Origin of the sequence: Olivibacter sp. XZL3 (assembly GCF_004368405.1) — a bacterium.
In the GTDB taxonomy this organism is placed as follows: Bacteria; Bacteroidota; Bacteroidia; order Sphingobacteriales; family Sphingobacteriaceae; genus Olivibacter.
Map to the genome: position 1 here is coordinate 125,029 of NZ_SBJH01000010.1, position 18,824 is coordinate 143,852.

At 42.7% G+C, this 18,824-nt stretch carries 16 protein-coding genes; 12 read left to right on the plus strand and 4 right to left on the minus strand.

Annotated features, from left to right (window positions below; translation table 11 throughout):
* Positions 1-52: 52 nt before the first annotated feature.
* Both hisD and hisG read right to left on the minus strand, forming a co-directional pair.
* Complete coding sequence (gene hisD / locus EPX21_RS04280) at positions 53-1,342, minus strand: histidinol dehydrogenase (RefSeq protein WP_134088430.1); 1,290 nt, start codon at positions 1,340-1,342, stop codon at positions 53-55.
* Between the two features lie 112 nt (positions 1,343-1,454).
* The gene (hisG, locus tag EPX21_RS04285) at positions 1,455-2,306 is read right to left on the minus strand and encodes an ATP phosphoribosyltransferase (RefSeq protein ID WP_134088431.1); all 852 of its coding nucleotides are present in this window, start codon (positions 2,304-2,306) and stop codon (positions 1,455-1,457) included.
* Between the two features lie 474 nt (positions 2,307-2,780).
* Between hisG and EPX21_RS04290 the strand changes: the two genes are divergently transcribed.
* The 9 genes from EPX21_RS04290 (at position 2,781) to EPX21_RS04330 (ending at position 14,783) form a co-directional block, all read left to right on the plus strand.
* Entirely contained in the window at positions 2,781-5,228 is a 2,448-nt protein-coding gene (locus tag EPX21_RS04290; protein ID WP_134088432.1) for a glycoside hydrolase family 31 protein, read from the plus strand.
* Positions 5,229-5,385: 157 nt separating this feature from the next.
* Positions 5,386-7,296, plus strand: a complete 1,911-nt coding sequence (gene glgB / locus EPX21_RS04295; RefSeq protein WP_134088433.1) for a 1,4-alpha-glucan branching protein GlgB — start codon at positions 5,386-5,388, stop codon at positions 7,294-7,296.
* 11 nt (positions 7,297-7,307) lie between these two features.
* The gene (locus tag EPX21_RS04300; RefSeq protein ID WP_134088434.1) at positions 7,308-8,732 is read left to right on the plus strand and encodes a glycogen synthase; all 1,425 of its coding nucleotides are present in this window, start codon (positions 7,308-7,310) and stop codon (positions 8,730-8,732) included.
* On the plus strand, positions 8,729-10,003 hold the full coding sequence (locus EPX21_RS04305) for a glucose-1-phosphate adenylyltransferase (protein ID WP_134088435.1): 1,275 nt from the start codon (positions 8,729-8,731) through the stop codon (positions 10,001-10,003). Before EPX21_RS04300 ends, EPX21_RS04305 begins: the two co-directional genes overlap by 4 nt.
* A 243-nt stretch (positions 10,004-10,246) precedes the next feature.
* A complete protein-coding gene (locus EPX21_RS04310) occupies positions 10,247-11,518 on the plus strand; it encodes a dihydroorotase family protein (protein ID WP_134088436.1) in 1,272 nt (423 codons plus the stop codon).
* Between the two features lie 4 nt (positions 11,519-11,522).
* Positions 11,523-12,194: a hypothetical protein gene (locus EPX21_RS04315; protein WP_134088437.1), complete on the plus strand. Its 672-nt coding sequence runs from the start codon at positions 11,523-11,525 to the stop codon at positions 12,192-12,194.
* A 6-nt stretch (positions 12,195-12,200) separates the two neighbouring features.
* Positions 12,201-12,785: a DUF4199 domain-containing protein gene (locus tag EPX21_RS04320; RefSeq protein WP_134088438.1), complete on the plus strand. Its 585-nt coding sequence runs from the start codon at positions 12,201-12,203 to the stop codon at positions 12,783-12,785.
* 36 nt (positions 12,786-12,821) lie between these two features.
* Complete coding sequence (locus EPX21_RS04325) at positions 12,822-13,772, plus strand: glycosyltransferase family 2 protein (RefSeq protein ID WP_134088439.1); 951 nt, start codon at positions 12,822-12,824, stop codon at positions 13,770-13,772.
* Between the two features lie 18 nt (positions 13,773-13,790).
* Positions 13,791-14,783, plus strand: coding sequence for a glycosyltransferase family 2 protein (locus EPX21_RS04330; protein ID WP_134088440.1), 993 nt, complete (start codon positions 13,791-13,793; stop codon positions 14,781-14,783).
* Between the two features lie 4 nt (positions 14,784-14,787).
* On the opposite strand, the gene EPX21_RS04335 is transcribed toward EPX21_RS04330, so the two are convergent.
* Positions 14,788-15,144 (minus strand): PleD family two-component system response regulator, encoded by a 357-nt coding sequence (locus EPX21_RS04335; RefSeq protein WP_134088441.1) that lies wholly within the window; start codon positions 15,142-15,144, stop codon positions 14,788-14,790.
* Entirely contained in the window at positions 15,119-16,681 is a 1,563-nt protein-coding gene (locus EPX21_RS04340) for a PAS domain-containing protein (protein ID WP_134088442.1), read from the minus strand. The genes EPX21_RS04335 and EPX21_RS04340 overlap by 26 nt, the downstream gene beginning before the upstream one ends.
* A 666-nt stretch (positions 16,682-17,347) precedes the next feature.
* Between EPX21_RS04340 and EPX21_RS04345 the strand changes: the two genes are divergently transcribed.
* The 3 genes from EPX21_RS04345 (at position 17,348) to EPX21_RS04355 (ending at position 18,819) form a co-directional block, all read left to right on the plus strand.
* Positions 17,348-17,719, plus strand: a complete 372-nt coding sequence (locus EPX21_RS04345; protein ID WP_134088443.1) for a PleD family two-component system response regulator — start codon at positions 17,348-17,350, stop codon at positions 17,717-17,719.
* Between the two features lie 33 nt (positions 17,720-17,752).
* Positions 17,753-17,953 (plus strand): YwbE family protein, encoded by a 201-nt coding sequence (locus EPX21_RS04350; RefSeq protein ID WP_134088444.1) that lies wholly within the window; start codon positions 17,753-17,755, stop codon positions 17,951-17,953.
* Positions 17,954-18,108: 155 nt separating this feature from the next.
* Positions 18,109-18,819, plus strand: coding sequence for a 3'-5' exonuclease (locus EPX21_RS04355; protein WP_166670674.1), 711 nt, complete (start codon positions 18,109-18,111; stop codon positions 18,817-18,819).
* The last annotated feature ends 5 nt before the right edge of the window (positions 18,820-18,824 follow it).

Here is an 18,824-nt window from a genome sequence, read left to right on the forward strand (position 1 = left end):
TTTGAAAAAAAAAGTAAAAAGTAAAAAGTAAAAAGTAAATTTTAACTAACAACTAACCTTTTAACCGTACGCTTACTGCGTTTTTATGGGCCTGTAGCCCTTCGAGCTCGGCTAATATTTCTACAGTAGGTCCGAGTTGTTTGATACCGTCGGATGTAATATGCTGAAAAGTAATTTTTTTAATAAAAGAATCTACCGACACCCCGGCATAAGCCTTTGCATAAGCGCTTGTAGGTAAGGTGTGGTTGGTGCCAGAAGCATAATCTCCTGCACTTTCAGGGGTTAAATGCCCTAAGAAGACCGAACCTGCGTTTATTATTCGGTTCGTAATTGATTGCCAATTGTCGAGTGCAAGGATAAGATGTTCAGGTGCATAGGCGTTACTAAATGCCATGGCATCTATTAAGTCGTTACACAATATGGCATAGGAGTTAGCAATGGCGGCTCGTGCGATTTCGGCTCTCGGTAATATATCGATTTGTTTGGCCAGTTGTTGATTAACCTCTTTTATGATGGACTCGCTATCGGTCACCAAAATGGCTTGGCTATCTTTACCATGTTCGGCCTGAGCCAAAAGATCGGCTGCCACAAATACCGGATTACTTGTCCGGTCGGCTATGATCAGCACTTCCGAGGGGCCCGCGGGCATATCGATCGCTGTATTGGTAGTGGCTTGTACCGTGGTTTTTGCCTTTGTAACGAATTGATTTCCCGGTCCGAATATTTTGTCGACCTTCGGAACGGTTGCCGTTCCATACGCCATGGCTGCAATAGCTTGGGCACCACCAATAAGGTAAATCCGTTTTATTTTCAATAAATAGGCACAATAGGCGATATAACCATTGATAAGGCCATTGGCTTGTGGTGGACAGCAGACCACAATTTCCCTGCATCCGGCAATACGAGCGGGCACGCCAAGCATCAGGAAGGTGCTGGGAAGTACCGCCGAACCGCCGGGCACATAAAGTCCTACGCGCTCGATGGGCCGCGCTTCTCTCCAGCAAGTAACACCTTGCATGGTGTCTATTTTCTTTTCTTTCCGTAATTGATTTTGGTGGAACTTGTAAATATTGTTAAATGCAATTTCCAAAGCCCTTTGCTGCTCCCTGCCGATGCTGGTGGCCAGTGCTTGGATCTCGTCTTCTTCAATATATAATTTTTGCAGTTTAACCTTGTCGAACTGCTCGGTGAAGTCGAATAGTGCCGCATCGCCTCTATCGCGTACGCTTTGAATAATATGGTCAACACTTTCCTGAATGGTATTGGCAGGATCTGTATTGCGCAGCGTCAGCTGGTTTAGCGCATCCTGGGAAAGCTCGTTATAGTTATATGTATTTAACATGTTTTACTCGTATTAAGATAAAAGTATCAAGCCTGTCTGCGGAGGGCAGGTATCAAGACCAATATATTATGATGATAAATCTTAAGTCCTGATACCGATATCGTCTGTCTAATTACATAATAATTTTCTCAATCGGCATCACAACAATACCCTGCGCGCCGGCGGCTTTAAGCTTATTTATTCTTTCCCAAAAATCACGTTCTTGGATAACCGTATGAACCGCCACCCAATCTTCTTCAGCGAGTGGCACCACCGTTGGGCTCTTTACACCTGGAAGCAGATTAAGGATAACGGGCAGGTTTTCACGTCTCACATTAAGCACAACATATTTCGTTTCTTTCGCTTTTAAAACCGATTGAATACGTTGCATTAACTCTTTTACTATCTCTTCTTTTTCAATTCCGTTCTTACCGATTAAGATGGCTTCGGACGACATAACGTCGGCAAAAGGTTTTAATCCGTTGCTCTTTAAGGTGCCACCGGTAGAAACAATATCACAGATTGCATCGCTCAAGCCTAAACCGGGAGAAATTTCCACCGAGCCGGAGATGGTTCTGATGGTCGCATCAATCTGATTGTCGGCTAGAAACTTCTTCAAAATGTTTGGATAAGAAGTGGCGATAGCCCGGCCTTCCAAATCGCCGATCGTCGTGAGTTCGCTTTCATTCGGGATCGCGATTTTCAAGGTGCATTTTCCAAAGCCAAGGCGTTGGAGGTAATGTACATCTACTTCTGTCTCGTTAATCACGTTTTCGCCAACAATTCCCAAATCCGCAATGCCGTCTTGCACGTATTCGGGTATATCGTCATCACGTAAGAAAAGAATCTCTAATGGAAAATTGGATACGGAGGATATTAAAGAGCTCTTATAGTTTTCGAAGATTAAGCCACAGTTTTTAAGCAGCTCGACAGACTTCTCATTTAGTCTGCCTGATTTTTGGATGGCAATTTTTAAAGATGACATCTAATAACGTATATTAAGGTTGATAGCTTGTACTTGACAGGCTATTAAATAATAAAATAAAATGAAAAATCGATTGGAGTTTATTTGCTTCACGTAGAAACATACTTATTACATATCGCCGCAAAGGCGATGATGAAAATGTACGTGATGTGTGAAGACTTTTGACATTTTTTATTGCTAAGTGCCTTTATTTAAAAGGAACATTGCAAATATAGCGTTTGATTTTGTTTTTACAAACAGAAGGTAACTTTTATTGTCAAAAAGTTATACGCCTCCAGGAGAGCGTCCGAAGGCTATTATCAGACCGCTATAATCCAAACAGCAGACAGAAAAGCGTAAGCTTCGGCCCGGCGCTTATGGAGTAAAATAACAAAGTAAGATCACCCAATACTAAATATATAAATTGTCCCTGGTCTATTGTTTTCGTACATCAAATACTGTACATTGGCTATGTAAATTTGAAACAGACAGAATATGGCTGAAACAATTAATAAGAATACAATAGAACCAATTAAGGAAGAAGTGTTAGAATCGGGTATCCAGCATGTTAACAATCCCGTGCTGGATTTGCCACAGATTGTAAAAAAGTATCTTCAGAAAATTACAGGATATACACAAAATGGTAATAGTTATGTTTTTACAGATGGTTCGGCTGCTGTAGAAATTAAAGTAGTAAGTGATGAGATTATTCGCGTGCGTCTAGCTCCGCATAACCAATTTTTAGATGACTTTTCGTATGCCGTTCCTAATCCCGATCAGCATGTGGCGCTTTATGCTTTTCAAGAAGAGGATGATACTTACAGCGTAAGCACGAACACGGTAACTTGTGTAATTAATAAAGAAGACTTTTTGATTTCCTTTCAAGACAGAGAGGGGCGCGTGATCAACCGCGATCATACACCAATGCATTGGGAAGAGAACCCCGACTTTGGAGGCTATTACGTCTATTGTACCAAGGTGGCAGAAGAACAGGAAGCATTTTATGGAGTAGGGGATAAGCCAACGCATTTGAATTTACGCGGTAAACGGGTTACCAACTGGAACTCGGATACCTACTCGTTTTCGTTTGACCAAGATCCGCTCTACAGGAGTATTCCCTTTTATATCGGGCTGAACGAAGGAGAGGCATACGGTATCTTTTTCGACAACACGTTTAAAACTTATTTTGACTTTGCGGCAGAAAAAAATGATCAAACGAGTTTTTGGTCGGAAGGCGGAGAGCTGCAATATTATTATATCCATGGCCCACATATGATGGACGTTGTGAAACGCTACCACAGCATTACAGGCACACATTATTTGCCACCATTATGGGCTTTAGGGTTTCATCAATGCCGATGGAGCTATTATCCTGAAAGTAAAGTGCATGAAATAGCGGATGGCTTCCGCTCGAGAAATATCCCCTGCGATGCCATTTATTTGGATATCGATTATATGGACGGTTATCGTTGCTTTACTTGGAACAAACATTATTTCCCGAATCCCAAGAAGATGATCAAGACCTTGGCCGATCAAGGATTTAAGACCGTTGTCATCATTGATCCAGGTATTAAGGTGGATGATAATTATTGGGTTTTTAAAGAAGGGAAAGAAAATAAATACTTCTGCAGAAGGGGCGATGATTACTTTATGGAAGGGCATGTATGGCCCGGTAGATGCCAGTTTCCTGATTTTACCAATCCCGATACACGTGAATGGTGGGGTGGTTTGTTTAAGGGACTGGTTGACGTAGGTGTGGCTGGCGTATGGAACGATATGAATGAGCCCGCCGTATTTGGGCGCGGGACTTTTCCCAACGATGTGAGGCATAACTACGATGGCTATCGCGGTTCGCACCGCAAGGCGCACAATGTATACGGAATGCAAATGGTACGGGCAACCTATGAAGGTCTGAAAAAGTTGAATCACGGAAAGCGGCCCTTTACCATTACCCGCGCCGCCTATGCGGGGACGCAACGGTATTCTTCGGTTTGGACAGGCGATAATGTGGCTACTTGGGAGCACCTCCGTTTGGGGGTGTTGCAGCTTCAACGCCTATCGGTGTCAGGCATGCCTTTTTGCGGGACGGATATCGGCGGGTTCAGTGGTGAGCCCGATGGCGAGTTGTTTAGCCGATGGATTCAGTTTGGAGTCTTTTCACCTTTTATGAGGGCACATTCAGCGGGCGACACGCGCGAGCGGGAGCCTTGGAGCTTCGGAGAAGAATTTGAAGCAATCAATAAGCAGTTTATCGAACTTCGTTATAAATTTCTGCCCTATATTTATTCCGTGTTTTGGGAGCATGCGCAATATGGTTTCCCTATCTTACGGCCTATAACGATGCTTGAACAGGCGATCGAGAGTAATATACCGAGAGAAGAAGAATTTTCTTTTGGCGATAAGGTGCTGGTTTCGCCGGTTATCAATCCCGGGCAGTTAAGTAAAAAAGTTTACCTGCCTGAAGGTTCCTGGTATTACTATTGGTCGAACAAGCTGTTTAAAGGCGGCGAGGAGCACGACATTCCGACCCCATTAAACGAAATGCCCCTGTTTATAAAAGCCGGCGCCGTCATTCCGGAGTTTCCTGTCATGCAATATGTCGATCTTCGGCAGGTAGAGTTTCTGAAACTGCGCGTTTACTATGCCGACCTCGAAGTGAACTCTTTTATTTACGAAGATCACGGAGATACCTTCGCTTACGAGCAGGAAATATATCTTGAGAAAAAAATTGTACTAAAAGGTGAAAAAAATAGCCTGACCTTAAACCAAACGATTGATGGATTGTTTACAGAGAGGTATGAAACTTATACGTTATGTTTTATTGGCTTACCTTTTGAAATAAAGAAAATATTGGTTGATAATCGGGCCGTTGAATGGAAAGAGGAAGAGGGGGTTCCAACTATTCAGGTTAATAAAGATTTCCGGAATATTGTCGTTGAATAAAATAGAAAGGAATATTTACTAGCTATATAGGCTAACATATTTTCTTTCAGTGGCCGGCGTGTGCCCCGAATTACGTTGTTCGGGTGGCACGCCCTATAAACAAAAACGCAGTGACTACCGAAAGTGCCTAACTTTTTAAAAAAAACTATACCATACTATGCATAGTACTGTCGAAGTATTTTCGTTGTTTACTGAGTTTGATGTTAACCTTTTCAAAGCAGGAAAACATATTAAGCTATATGAGAAATTTGGGGCTCATTATCTAGAGAAAGAAGGAAAGAGTGGTACCTATTTTTCTGTGTGGGCGCCTACAGCAGCCTCCGTGGGTGTAATAGGTGACTTTAATGGGTGGAATCCTTACTCACATCCTTTATACGTTCGATGGGATGCGTCGGGTATCTGGGAAGGCTTTATTCCAGATGTTCCCTTAGGAACTAACTACAAATATATTATCAAAACCGCGGCAGGAGAGAATTTAGAAAAGGGAGATCCCTTTGCGCTGGTCTGGGAAACGCCGCCGCAAACGGCGTCCAAGGTGGCTACCACCTGGTATGAGTGGAAGGACGAAAATTGGATGGCAAAAAGACATCTACACAATGGTTTGGACAAGCCAATATCAGTATATGAGCTGCACCTTGGTTCCTGGATGCGAGATCCCGCACATCCGGATCGCCTATTAAGCTATGGCCAGGTGGCCGATCAGTTAGTGCCTTATGTCAAAGAAGCTGGTTTTACGCATGTTGAGCTGATGCCCATTATGGAGCACCCGTACTATCCGTCGTGGGGCTACCAAGTAACGGGTTATTTTGCGGCAAGCGCCCGATATGGTCCGCCGCAGGAGCTTATGTACCTTATTGAGCAATTGCATTTGAATGATATAGGTGTTATCCTTGATTGGGTTCCTTCTCATTTCCCGGGAGATGCACACGGCCTGTATTGTTTCGACGGATCGCATTTATACGAACACGCAGATCCGCGAAAAGGTTATCACCCTGATTGGAGCTCGTATATTTTTAATTATGGCCGTAATGAAGTCAGGGCTTTTTTGATAAGCAATGCGCTGTTTTGGCTGGATAGGTATCATGCAGACGGCATACGGGTAGATGCGGTGGCCTCCATGCTTTACCTGGATTATTCGCGGAAACAGGATGAGTGGATACCGAATGAATACGGTGGGCGTGAAAACTTGGAGGCCGTAAGCTTTTTACGGGAATTGAATGAGGCTGCCTATGCGGCTTTTCCGGATATACAGATGATTGCCGAAGAGTCAACGGCGTGGCCCGGCGTTACCACCCCTACTTTTGCGGGCGGTTTAGGTTTTGGGATGAAGTGGATGATGGGGTGGATGCACGATACGTTAAATTATTTTAAGCAAGACCCGGTTCACCGGAAGTATAATCATCAGCAAATTACCTTTAGTACGGTTTATGCCTTTCACGAAAATTTCATGCTTCCCTTATCGCACGATGAAGTAGTGTATGGAAAGCAGTCGTTAATATATAAGATGCCGGGGGATGAGTGGCAGCGTTTTGCCAATCTCCGCGCGCTATATCTCTATATGTTTACACACCCAGGTACCAAGTTGTTGTTTATGGGGGGCGAATTTGGGCAAACGGCCGAATGGGACTATAACAGGTCGCTTGACTGGCATCTGCTTCAATATCCGCCGCATAAAGGACTGTTTCTTTTCGTAAAAGATCTGAACAGCCTCTATAGAACCCAACCAGCGTTATATGAAAAGAGTTTTTCGGCGGAAGGTTTCGAATGGGTCGAATTGGGTGACCACGAGCGCTCGGTAGTGGTTTATTATCGGAAAGGGCATTTACAAGCAGACGATTTGATTGTTGTACTCAATCTGACGCCGGTTGTTAGAGAGTTTTATCGCATTGGTCTCCCTGCTAAGGGTAGCTATGAAATATTGTTGAATTCAGACGATCAAGTATATTTTGGAAGTGGCGTGGGCTGTGAACCGGTTGTGGCGGAGCCTCATCCCTGGATGCATAAAGCTTATTCAGCGCAGCTTACCCTGCCCCCCTTAAGTGGCTTGGTGTTAAAAAGGAAAAAGTAAAAAAAAGAAAAATGCGTGTAATTCATTTTGCGGCAGAGTGCTTTCCTGTGGCCAAAGTGGGCGGCTTGGCAGATGTATTGGGGGCGTTGCCGAAATATCAGCGAAAACAGGGAATCGAAGCCATGGTTGTGATGCCCTTTTACGACAAACCTTTCGTACGGGATCATGCCTTTGAGGTATTGAATGAGGGACATATTGTGCAAGGAGGCTCATCGTATGGGTATAGCGTATTAAGGGAGTCGACAAGTAGTTTGGGTTTTGAGTTGATCCTTGTCAAAATCCCCGGCCTGCTCGATAGAGAGGAAGTATACAGTTACTCAGACGAGCGGGAACAGTTTCTCGCTTTTCAACATGCTTCGTTAAACTGGTTATGCGTTAGTTCCCAACGGCCTGATATCATTCACTGCCACGACCACCATGTAGGCTTAATCCCCTTCTATATGGAACATGTAGAGCAATTTAGTTTTTTAAAGGGCGTGCCTACCGTTGCGACCGTTCATAATGGACAATATCAAGGGTGGATGAGCTGGGATATGGCATCATTGATGCCTGCATTCGATACTTGGAGATGGGGCTTGCTCGATTGGAACGGACTGATTAATCCCCTGGCAGCGCTGATAAAGTGCAGCTGGGCTTATACAACCGTTTCAACAGGTTATTTGGATGAATTATTTAAAAAAGCAAATGGCTTGGAAGCTCTTTTTCAAGCAGAACGCGCCAAGGCCTATGGTATTGTTAACGGCATAGATACCGATATCTGGAACACTTCGAGCGACCCGATGCTTGATACTCATTTTACGCAAGCCTCTGTCAGGAAAGGGAAAGCGTTAAATAAGAAAGCAATATGTGATCAATACGGCCTTGATGAGCGCTTACCTTTGTTCGTTTTTATTGGTCGGTTTGCCTTGGAAAAAGGAGCCGATCTATTGCCGCCAGCCCTTCAATCAATTTTTGAACGTTTGGCAGATCAGGTTAATTTCTTTGTGCTGGGATCTGGCGACAAAATCATTGAAACGTCATTACTGGAGACTCGTGAACATTTTCCACAACATTTGGCCTTGTTTCTTGGTTATAATGAAGAGCTGGCTCACCAAGTTTACGCCGCGGCAGACTTTTTACTGATGCCTTCCCGAGTGGAACCCTGTGGTTTAAATCAATTGTATGCAATGCGCTATGGAACGGTGCCCGTTGTGCATGCAACAGGAGGGTTGAGGGATACCGTGGTAGATGTTGACGCGGACGGATATGGGGTGTTGTTTGATCATATTACGGCAGAAGGCATATTGGAGGGAGTTGAAAGGGCATTGAAGTACTGGAACAACGTGGGTTTGAAAGAACAAACAGCCCTGCGAAAGAAATTAATGAAACTCGACTTTTCGTGGGAAAAGTCGGCAGCCAAATATACAGATTTATATAAAAAACTAATTAATTTATGACTCCTAAGGTAATATCCATTGTGCTAGGCGGAGGGAGGGGTTCCCGATTAGCACCTTTAACTGACAAACGGTCAAAACCGGCGGTGCCGATTGCAGGTAAATACCGCTTAGTTGATATTCCGATCTCGAATTGCCTAAACTCCGGCTTCAATAGAATATTCGTGTTGACCCAATATAACTCGGCGTCTTTAAACACGCATATCAAGAATACCTATAATTTCAGTGTTTTTAGTAAAGGCTTTGTTGATATTATCGCCGCTGAGCAGACGATTGAGGGAGATAAATGGTTTCAAGGGACAGCAGACGCCGTGCGGCATTCTTTACGTTATATGGTGAATCATGACTACGATTTCATCCTGATTTTGTCTGGTGACCAGTTGTATCAGATCGATTTTCAGGAGATGATTGAGTTCCATATAAGCAAAAAGGCAGAAATTACCATTGCTACAATTCCGGTTAACGCGAAAGATGCCACCTCATTCGGTATATTGAAATCGGATGAGGAGGGGAATATCACCTCGTTTACAGAGAAACCCAAAACCGAGCTACTTGTTGATTGGAGTTCTGAGGTAAGTGATGAAATGAAAGAAGCAGGACGCGTGTACCTCGCTTCCATGGGGATTTATGTCTTCAGTAAAGGTGTATTAAACGATTTGCTAACGCAGAATCAGGGCTTAGATTTTGGGAAGGAACTCATTCCTGATGCGATTACCGACCAGAAAAAGGTGATCAGTTATCAGTACGACGGGTATTGGACGGACATCGGTAATATCGACTCTTTCTTTGAAGCCAATATCGGTCTTACGGACGAAATACCAGCTTTCAATTTATTCGACAAACAAAGCATTTTTACCCGCCCGCGCATGTTGCCTCCTTCGAAAATAGCTGCAACGACGCTTTATAATGCTATTGTAGCAGAAGGCTGTATTATTGCTGCCAAAGAAATCGAACGGTCTGTGATTGGTGTGCGTTCGCGCGTCGGAAGGGGTACGGTTATTAAGAATACCTACATGATGGGAAGTGACTTCTATCAGAACCTGGAAGAATTGGAAGACGCTAAGCGGAATAACAAACCTATTGTGGGCGTTGGTGAAGATTGCCATATTGATACCGCCATTTTAGATAAAAGTTGCTCTATAGGTAATAATGTGCAGATTAAGGGAGGGGCACATTTACCGGATGGCGACTTCGATACCTATACCGTGAAGGATGGCATTGTTGTTATTAGGAAACGCGCCGTTATTCCCGATAACACCGTTATCGGTGGTTAACCAGCCATACGCGTCCAAATCCGCTTTGTAAACTTTAAAGTACAAAATATTCGTTAGCATTAACGACTATTTTGTACTTTTGTTTTTTAATGGAAGTTCCTCAAACCGTACTGCATTTCTTAGTAGGTTTTATAGCCGTTCCGGTTATACTAAAACAGTTTTTCCCTTTCCCCGTTGTCGTCCGACCTTCCTATGAAGGCATTGACAGCCTATATTTATACTTCAAAAATCGTTTTGTTTTACATGGATAAAATATTGATAAAATCTGCCACTTTAGCGTTTCCAGGTCATGAAAAGGATGGCCAGATGATAGATGTTCTCATCTACCGGGGCGTTGTCGATACAATAGGCGATAAGAATACGCTGAACGATGAAGAAGCAGTGATTATTGATGCTCATGGGCATTACCTTGCTCCTGGTTTTTTCGATTTGAATGCAAACCTGGGAGAACCCGGTTTAGAAACCAAGGAAACCATTATGAGTGGTTGTGGGGCGGCGGCCGCAGGCGGCTTTACCGGACTGGCAATGCAACCGAATACAGAGCCTGCCCTTCATAGCAGGGGAGAAATCGCGATGGTTGTCAATATTGCTAAGGATAACCTGGTATCGCTTCATCCCGTTGGCGCAATAAGCAAAGAAAGATCTGGTAATGACCTCGCAGAGCTTTACGATATGAAACTGGCCGGGGCTATTGCTTTCTCGAATGGGAACAAGAGTATCCAGCAGGCCGGGCTGATGAGCAGGGCCTTACTATATTGCAAGGGATTTAATGCGTTGGTCATGTCGTATGCAGAAGATGCCTCCATTGCCAACCATGCGAAGATGAATGAAGGTGTAGTGAGCACCTATTTGGGCATGAAGGGCAATCCCTCCCTTGCCGAGGAACTAATGGTAGCAAGAGACTTGTCGCTTGCCAGTTATCACGAAACGGCCATTCACTTTAGTACAATCAGTACAAAAGGAAGTGTTTCCCTCATCAGGGAAGCGAAGAAAAAGGGGATAGCGGTAACCTGCGACGTGGCTGCGCATCATTTGGTGTTAACCGACCAAGAGGTTGCGGGATTCGATAGCAACTATAAAGTTAGTCCGCCATTAAGAACAGCGGACGACGTGCACGCCTTAAAAGAAGGGCTGTTGGATGGCACGATCGATGCGGTGGTTTCGCAGCATACGCCACATGAAGTCGAGTTTAAACGGGTTGAGTTTGAAATTGCAAAAAATGGTATGATCGGCCTGCAAACCGTACTGCCCTTGTTATTGAAAGCCGAATTGCCGATCAGTTTAATTGTACAAAAGATAGCGATCAGCCCCCGGAAGATATTAAATCTCCCAATGCCCGCCTTCAATGTAGGAGCCGCAGCCAATTTAGTGTTGTTTAATCCGAAAGAAAGTTGGACTTTTGACGAACGGACGAACCACTCCAAGTCGAACAACAGTCCTTTTTACGGGACGACGTTAACGGGTAGGGTAAGTCTTGTTATAAATAACAACAAAGTATATAGTAATCTAAATTAACGTTATGGACTCACGTATTGAGAAAGCACTAATAGCCGCAGTTACTACCTTTAATAAGGTGAGCGGAATTAACGAAAATCAGTTTCAAGCGGCCTTGGTGGACGTTTTCAACAGCGAAGAGAGCTATATGCAAAAAGTAGCGTTATTGGACGACTGTTTCGATTCAAATCCTTCCTACGAGGATTTAAGAGAAATTATGTTTGATCTCTTATTGATGAACTTTTTCGCTGCCGACGTTGAAAAGCTGGAAGAGGATTATCTGGAGTCGGAGGAATGGGAAGATATCGAGGAACAGACGATCGATAGAGGGACGGAACTGCTCAATTTATTGCTCTATCTAAGGGAGTGTGCAGATGAAGAGATTGAACCCGAACTGGATGACTTTCTAAAGGAATTTTTGTTAGTGGACGAGGATGAATTTCAGGATGAACATCGTATCTATGAACCGATGATCGCCAATCAGATGTTGGTAGACAGCAGTTACGAGGAAATAAGTCGCGTTGCCGCCAAACTGGATGATCAGCAAGAGCTCGCCGACATATTTTATCCGATTATGAGTTTCTTTGCTGAGCAAAATCCGTCTGAGCATCAATTTGCTGAATACTTAAAAGCAAGCGCCAATACTGCTGTCGATGCGGCTATTTATGCGCTTGTGATTGCTTACAACAAATACTAAACCGAAATGGAGAACAACAGTTTATTACGGAAAGAAGGAGCTATTTTGGGCATCACGTTGGGTATACTTATGTTGGTGCTAACCATCCTGCCTATGTATTATTACGCGTCTAGCTCTTCTTTTTGGATGGTTATTATCGGTCCGGTAATCACTGGCTTTTTTCTTCCTTTGATTCTGGCCGTTTTATTTACATTCCAGCTTAGAAAAAAGGTGGGCGGATATTGGAGCTTTAAACAAGCCGTGATAGCGGTTTTCTCTATGCTGTTTGTAGCAAGTCTCATTTCGACTATTTCAGGATTCGTTTTTGAGAAATATGTAGAACCGGATATGCGCGAACGTTATATGCGCAATATTGCGAATAACTCCATTGAATACATGGAGAAGTCGGGCGCTAATGCCGAGCAGATTGATGCACAACTAGAAAAAATAGACGAACAAATCGAAAACACGGGAGAGGCGAACCTCAGTAACACACTGCGCGGTTTAGCTATTTCCACTATTGTCGTCTTTGTTATCGCCTTAATATTCGGTGCGCTGTTCAAAAAGGAACGGCCGGTTTTCCAACCTATTTCTGAAGAACCGCAGGAATAACATTTTAACAACTGGCTTAGTAAAGTTTATTTAGACATGGATATATCTATCGTCATACCTTTGTACAACGAAGTGGAGTCTTTACCTGAATTGATGGCTTGGATTAAGCGTGTTAATGAGGAGAACGGCTTTACTTATGAGGTGATCATGATAGACGATGGGAGCACGGACGGATCGTGGGAAGAAATCGTAGCGCTTAAATCGATATACCCGGAAATTTATGCCATTAAGTTTAGGCGCAACTACGGAAAATCTGCAGCATTGAATGTAGGCTTTGCCGCCGCCTCGGGTGATGTCGTCATCACGATGGATGCCGACTTACAAGACAGCCCGGACGAGATACCGAGTCTCTTCCGTCGCATAAAGGGAGAAAAACTCGATTTGCTTTCTGGTTACAAGCAGAAAAGGCATGATCCGTTGAGTAAAACCGTACCAACCAAGCTCTTCAATGCGGTGACGCGTAAGGTATCCGGAATAGAAAATTTGCACGACTTTAACTGCGGATTAAAAGCCTACCGAAAAGACGTCGTTAAAAACATTGAAGTTTATGGTGAGATGCACCGTTATATTCCCGTTATTGCAAAATGGGCTGGCTTTACAAAAATTGAAGAACAGGTTGTAAAGCACTACCCAAGGAAGTACGGAACAACCAAATTTGGCTTTAGCCGCTTTGTAAACGGTTTTCTCGATCTGTTGTCGATCTTTTTTGTAGGCAAGTTTAGCAAAAGGCCGATGCATTTTTTTGGCAGCTTGGGCGTGCTAAGCTTTATGGGCGGTTTTATCATCACCCTGTGGCTGATTATGGATAAATTGATCAGTATATCGAAAGGCACAGTTTACCGCAATGTAACGGATCAACCCTTGTTTTATATTGCGCTTGTCGCGATCATTGTGGGTACTCAATTGTTTCTAACTGGCTTTATCGCTGAATTAGTGTCGCGGAACGCGCAAGACAGAAATAATTATCAAATAGAAAAAGTGATCTAAGTTAGCTGTTCTTTTTATATGCTTTTTTTTTCCATCGTTATACCTTTATATAACCGGCCACAAGAGATAGACGAACTTCTCTTTACCTTGGTGCAGCAAGACTACCCTAAGTTTGAGGTACTCGTAATCGAAGATGGGTCATCGTCAGATGCACGGGAGATTGTTGCTCGTTACGAGGACAGGCTCGATCTTCATTACCATTTTAAACCGAATGAAGGGCAAGGATTCAGTCGGAATTTTGGTTTTGAGCGAGCGAAAGGAGATTACTTCATTGTATTCGATTCCGATTGTTTGATTCCAGCGAACTACCTTCGATTGGTTAACGATTATCTGTCGACTCATCCATTGGATGCCTATGGAGGGCCTGATGCTGCACATGCCTCTTTTACACCGGTTCAGAAAGCGATCAGTTACTCGATGACTTCACCCTTTACTACGGGCGGAATCAGGGGGAACAAGAAGCATATCGGACCGTTCCATCCACGGAGTTTCAATATGGGTATTTCACGAAGCGTTTGGGAAACTGTGGGCGGGTATAAATTGACCAGATTGGGGGAGGATATAGAATATAGCATTCGGATTCAAAGAGCCGGATTCAAAATCGGCTTGATACCGGAAGCGGTGGTTTATCATAAGCGAAGAACAGACTTTAGCCAGTTTTATAAGCAATTGCATTTTTTTGGAAGAGCTAGAATTAATATTTACAAACATTTTCCATCGGAATTAAAGTTGGTGCATTTCTTTCCGGCACTTTTTACGCTCTTTTTTTTCTTCACGCTGGGATTAAACTTGTTGGAAGGGCTTTTTTTGTGGCGGCTGTCATGTACGCAATGGTGTAATTTCCTACTTATCGCGTACATTTTATTGCTTTTTTTTCACGGATGGTGGCAAACAAAATCGCCAAAAATTGCGGGTTTAGCCGTGATCGCGGCGTTTATCCAATTGATAGCTTATGGAATCGGATTTATGCAAGACTTTTGGAAGAGAGTGATCTTGGCCAAGCAGCGCTAAAAATCTATTCGAGGGCGAGGATCTTACGATTTAAATCTTCTATACTGAAAGGTTTTGCGATATAATCGTCTGCTCCGGCCTCCAAAGCGATTTGCTCACTTTCTCTGCTCGCTGAAAACATAATAATGGGCAAACGCGCAGTTTCTTTATTGCTTTTTAGGATCCGGACAATTTCATCTCCCATCAGGAAAGGCATCCAAATATCTATTAAGAGCAAATCTGGCTTTTCTTCTGCTATCCGGGGTAATAAATGCATGCTATTAGGTTCTAACAACACGTGATATCCGTAACTTTCCAATAATAGGCCGGTAATATCTAATATGCCTTCATCGTCGTCACATATCATTATTGTCTTTATCATGTTCATCATACTTAAGTGGTAACGTAAAGCTAAAGGTTGCTCCTTCTCCGATTGAGCTTTCGACCCAAAGGGTTCCTCTATGTTTCTTGATAATCTGGTTGCTTATATACAGGCCAATACCGATACCCGGATATCGCTTTTGCACGTCATCTACGCGGTAAAAGGAATCGAATATTTTCTTTTGATATTGGTGGTCGACTCCCAAGCCGTAATCGGTGATAGACACTTTGATAAAATCGCTTAGTCGCGAAAGGTGAATATTGATCGATCTGTTTGCTGGAGAAAATTTAATGGAGTTTGTTAGCAAATTTAGGACAACCTGCTCCAGGCGTAACTTATCTCCTACGTAGTAATTGCTTGCCGTTCCTTGAATTTCAAAATGATTGTCTACATAACGTTTTCGCAATTTGGATACCACGTCTACAATCATCGCATCGAAATCAAAAGGTTGTTTAGCCAATTCAATGGTGCCTGTTTTTATTTTTGATGCATCTAAAAGGTCGGCGATTAGATGTTCCAGCTTATCAACATAGGACTTCGTTTTATTCAGCGTCTTTTTGATTGTATTATCTACTTCAGGGGGAAGCATCCGTTGTGTCAATTGCAAACTTGCTGTAACCGTTGTCAAAGGCGTTTTAAGCTCATGGCTGGCTAAACTGAGAAAATCGTCCTTTCTTTTTTCGACCTCTCTCAATTCCGTTATATCACTGATAGCCAAAATAATATTAGCATGATTTTGATGTGATACAAATTGTGCATCAAAAGTCAGTACTTTTTTTCCGGTTCTCGTCGGAAAGTCTTCTATCTGATAATTTCTTATCTGAGTGTTTTTAGAAATTAGGCGCTCCACCAGATTTCGAAGTTCCATGATATCCCATTTGCCCTTGTCAAGTTCAAAGATGTGTTGATTCAGTATTTCATCTTCTGCGATGTGAAATGTTTTAAGAAAGGGAGTGTTAACCTTAATAATGGTTAAGTCTTTTGTAAGTATCATTACGGCATCCTTAACCGTTTCCAATACAGCAAGCATTAGGCTTTCATGATCGGTTAAGTGGTTGTCGTGCTCAACCAAGTGTTTTTTTACTTTTAATTTTTCTATACGCAATTGCTCGCTGGTGAGCTTTAAACGCGTAATGTCGTTTTGAACGCCTACATAATAGATAACTTTGCTGTCCTTATCCTTAAGCGCTTTCAAATGAAGGGCATTCCAAAAGAGGGAGCCGTCCTTTTTGTAGTTTTTTATTTCTATCTGACAGTCTTGACCTGAATGAAGCGCTTCTTTAATGATTTTTCTTTGCTCTTCATTATGGTCGTTGCCTTGTAGAAACCGACAATTATGTCCAATAATCTCATCGCGTGAATATCCGGTAAGCTCTTCAAATGCGCTATTGCAGTAAACAATCGGGTGATCGGGCTGGGCGCAATCAGTTATCACTACACCGGCTTTTGTTGCATTCAAAGCTGTGAGTAGGAGATCTAATTCCTGACTGTGAGTACGAGCGGAAAATGAAAATTTATTTTCGTCAATTTGCTTCATACGTTAACGACTGTTTGCCTATGCCTATTCGAAGCAGGGAATATCTTGTACAGTAAAGTGGTCATATCCGCGCTTCCCTTTTTGTATTTTGCTATTGCAAACTTCAAACCAAAGTACGATTGATAACCACAGCGCCGAAATCAGGGCGAAGAAAATTACTCACATTGTATACGATCGGTAGGAAGAAGGGGCTAAAGGTAATTTATGTCCGACCGCTAAGCGCGTGGTAGGCCATTATAGCTAATAAAAAAATAACATAAAAATGATAAAAAGGTTTTTTGTTTAAAATCAAGCAATTGAGCCTTTCAGTCAACTTTATTATTAGCTAAAAGAAGATTTTGGTTGAATATTTGATTAGCATATATACGGATGTTACTGCTGCCGACGTTATAAAAATAACTTTTAAGCATCTTAGTATAATAGGTGCTTAAAAGGAGCCCAACGGCGGTTTGATAAAGGTTTAGGATCCTGATTAAAAATTAACTAGTGAAGCGAATATATAGTTATGGAGTTTAGTTATTTTCTATACAAATAGCTTCTTTATTGTTGAAAAATTAAATGAACGAACCTAGCATGTGCTTATGCTAGCGAAGGGAAATGAATAAGAGCTTACACCTGCTCGCCGAGCAGATGGGATTTCATCGCCATTAAAAATTAAACACACAGATGAGAAACATTCTTTGCGTAGATGACGACACTGATTTTGCAATGATGGTTGCAGATATATTAAAACGAGAGGGATACAACGTAAAAATAGACACGGGTAAGAACATGCATAGTATTTTGAGAAGCGATAAATATGGATTGGTTCTGCTGGATGAACGCCTGATGTGGATGTGGGGCAGCGACCTCTGCATGGAACTGAAACAAAACCCGTCAACGAGGCATATCCCGGTAGCGATGGTGTCTGCAGCGGACGACATCGCAAAAATTAAGGATAGATGTGGGGCAGAGGCCTATATGAAGAAGCCATTTGAGCTCATGCAATTTTTGCATTTAGTAGACCAACTTTATCTATATAAGGACGAAGTTGTGTAGCTTTGTATACTAAGGATATTTTAAAGAAATTCTATGAGCAGCGGACAACACCGTAAAGAGATTTATAAAGGACTAAACGTCGGAATTATACTGAAGAAAGATCAGCGGACAGGCACTATCACTTATGGGTACGTCAAAGATATTTTAACATCAGCATCGTTTCATTCCAGGGGCATTAAAGTGAGGCTTGAAGACGGGCAGGTTGGTCGGGTTGCCGAAATTCTGGAGGAATAGTTTATCAACTTAAGAAAGTATTAAAAAGGCTGTCTTTTGGCAGCCTTTTTATGTTATATAGAAGGATATTAGGATCCGAGAGGTTTACGGAGTGTCTTTGTTTAAACGGATCGTACAAATTTGTACTTATTAGTAAAAAGAACTATTTTTCTTCCATGCAAGAATACCTCTTATTCATTGATACAGAAACGACCGGTTTGCCTAAAAAGTGGACCGTGGGATATGCTGCAAAGGATAATTGGCCCAGTGCGGTTCAGGTCGCCTGGATTATATTTACAAAGGAAGGGAAAGAAGTGAAGCGGGAAAATTTCTACATAAATGAAAACGACATTAGCATTAGTACACAGGCGCAACGCGTTCACCGTATAGACAACGTCTATTTAAGAAAACATGGAGTGCCGCGTTTAGCAGTAATGGAAAAACTCAAAAGCGATTTGGCGAAATTTAAGCCATTGGTTATAGGCCACTTTATCGCCCTCGACGTCCACGTGTTGGGTGCAGATTTTTACCGATGTGCGCTAGCGCAGCCTTTTTCTGAATTGTCCTTGTTCTGTACTATGATCGCGAGTTCAAAATATGTTAAAAAGCCTTGGAAGAAACACCTCCGTTTAAACGAGCTATACCAAGAGCTCTTCGAAACGGAGTTAGAGAAGGCGCATAATGCGTTGGTCGATGCAGAGGCAACCGCAAGGAGTTATTTTGAGTTGGTTAAGCGGAAGGAAATTACCGAAGAAGTTATTCGTGCGCAGCAGGTTACCTTGTCTGAACAGTTGACGGTCAATCACGGGCGAATAAGCAAGTCGGCGCTACTAATGATGATCTTTTTGTTGGTCGGTATAATCGTATGTTGCATCTTGATTTTTTAGATTTT

Excerpts from the sequence above, each read along its gene's own strand:
- EPX21_RS04345 (WP_134088443.1), top strand. The coding sequence starts at position 17,348 with ATGAGAAACATTCTTTGCGTAGATGACGACACTGATTTTGCAATGATG.
- EPX21_RS04350 (WP_134088444.1), top strand. The coding sequence starts at position 17,753 with ATGAGCAGCGGACAACACCGTAAAGAGATTTATAAAGGACTAAACGTC.
- EPX21_RS04320 (WP_134088438.1), top strand. The coding sequence starts at position 12,201 with ATGGAGAACAACAGTTTATTACGGAAAGAAGGAGCTATTTTGGGCATC.
- EPX21_RS04355 (WP_166670674.1), top strand. The coding sequence starts at position 18,109 with ATGCAAGAATACCTCTTATTCATTGATACAGAAACGACCGGTTTGCCT.
- EPX21_RS04325 (WP_134088439.1), top strand. The coding sequence starts at position 12,822 with ATGGATATATCTATCGTCATACCTTTGTACAACGAAGTGGAGTCTTTA.
- EPX21_RS04305 (WP_134088435.1), top strand. The coding sequence starts at position 8,729 with ATGACTCCTAAGGTAATATCCATTGTGCTAGGCGGAGGGAGGGGTTCC.
- EPX21_RS04300 (WP_134088434.1), top strand. The coding sequence starts at position 7,308 with ATGCGTGTAATTCATTTTGCGGCAGAGTGCTTTCCTGTGGCCAAAGTG.
- EPX21_RS04290 (WP_134088432.1), top strand. The coding sequence starts at position 2,781 with ATGGCTGAAACAATTAATAAGAATACAATAGAACCAATTAAGGAAGAA.
- hisG (WP_134088431.1), bottom strand. The coding sequence starts at position 2,306 with ATGTCATCTTTAAAAATTGCCATCCAAAAATCAGGCAGACTAAATGAG.
- EPX21_RS04330 (WP_134088440.1), top strand. The coding sequence starts at position 13,791 with ATGCTTTTTTTTTCCATCGTTATACCTTTATATAACCGGCCACAAGAG.
- EPX21_RS04335 (WP_134088441.1), bottom strand. The coding sequence starts at position 15,144 with ATGATAAAGACAATAATGATATGTGACGACGATGAAGGCATATTAGAT.
- glgB (WP_134088433.1), top strand. The coding sequence starts at position 5,386 with ATGCATAGTACTGTCGAAGTATTTTCGTTGTTTACTGAGTTTGATGTT.
- EPX21_RS04310 (WP_134088436.1), top strand. The coding sequence starts at position 10,247 with ATGGATAAAATATTGATAAAATCTGCCACTTTAGCGTTTCCAGGTCAT.
- EPX21_RS04340 (WP_134088442.1), bottom strand. The coding sequence starts at position 16,681 with ATGAAGCAAATTGACGAAAATAAATTTTCATTTTCCGCTCGTACTCAC.
- EPX21_RS04315 (WP_134088437.1), top strand. The coding sequence starts at position 11,523 with ATGGACTCACGTATTGAGAAAGCACTAATAGCCGCAGTTACTACCTTT.
- hisD (WP_134088430.1), bottom strand. The coding sequence starts at position 1,342 with ATGTTAAATACATATAACTATAACGAGCTTTCCCAGGATGCGCTAAAC.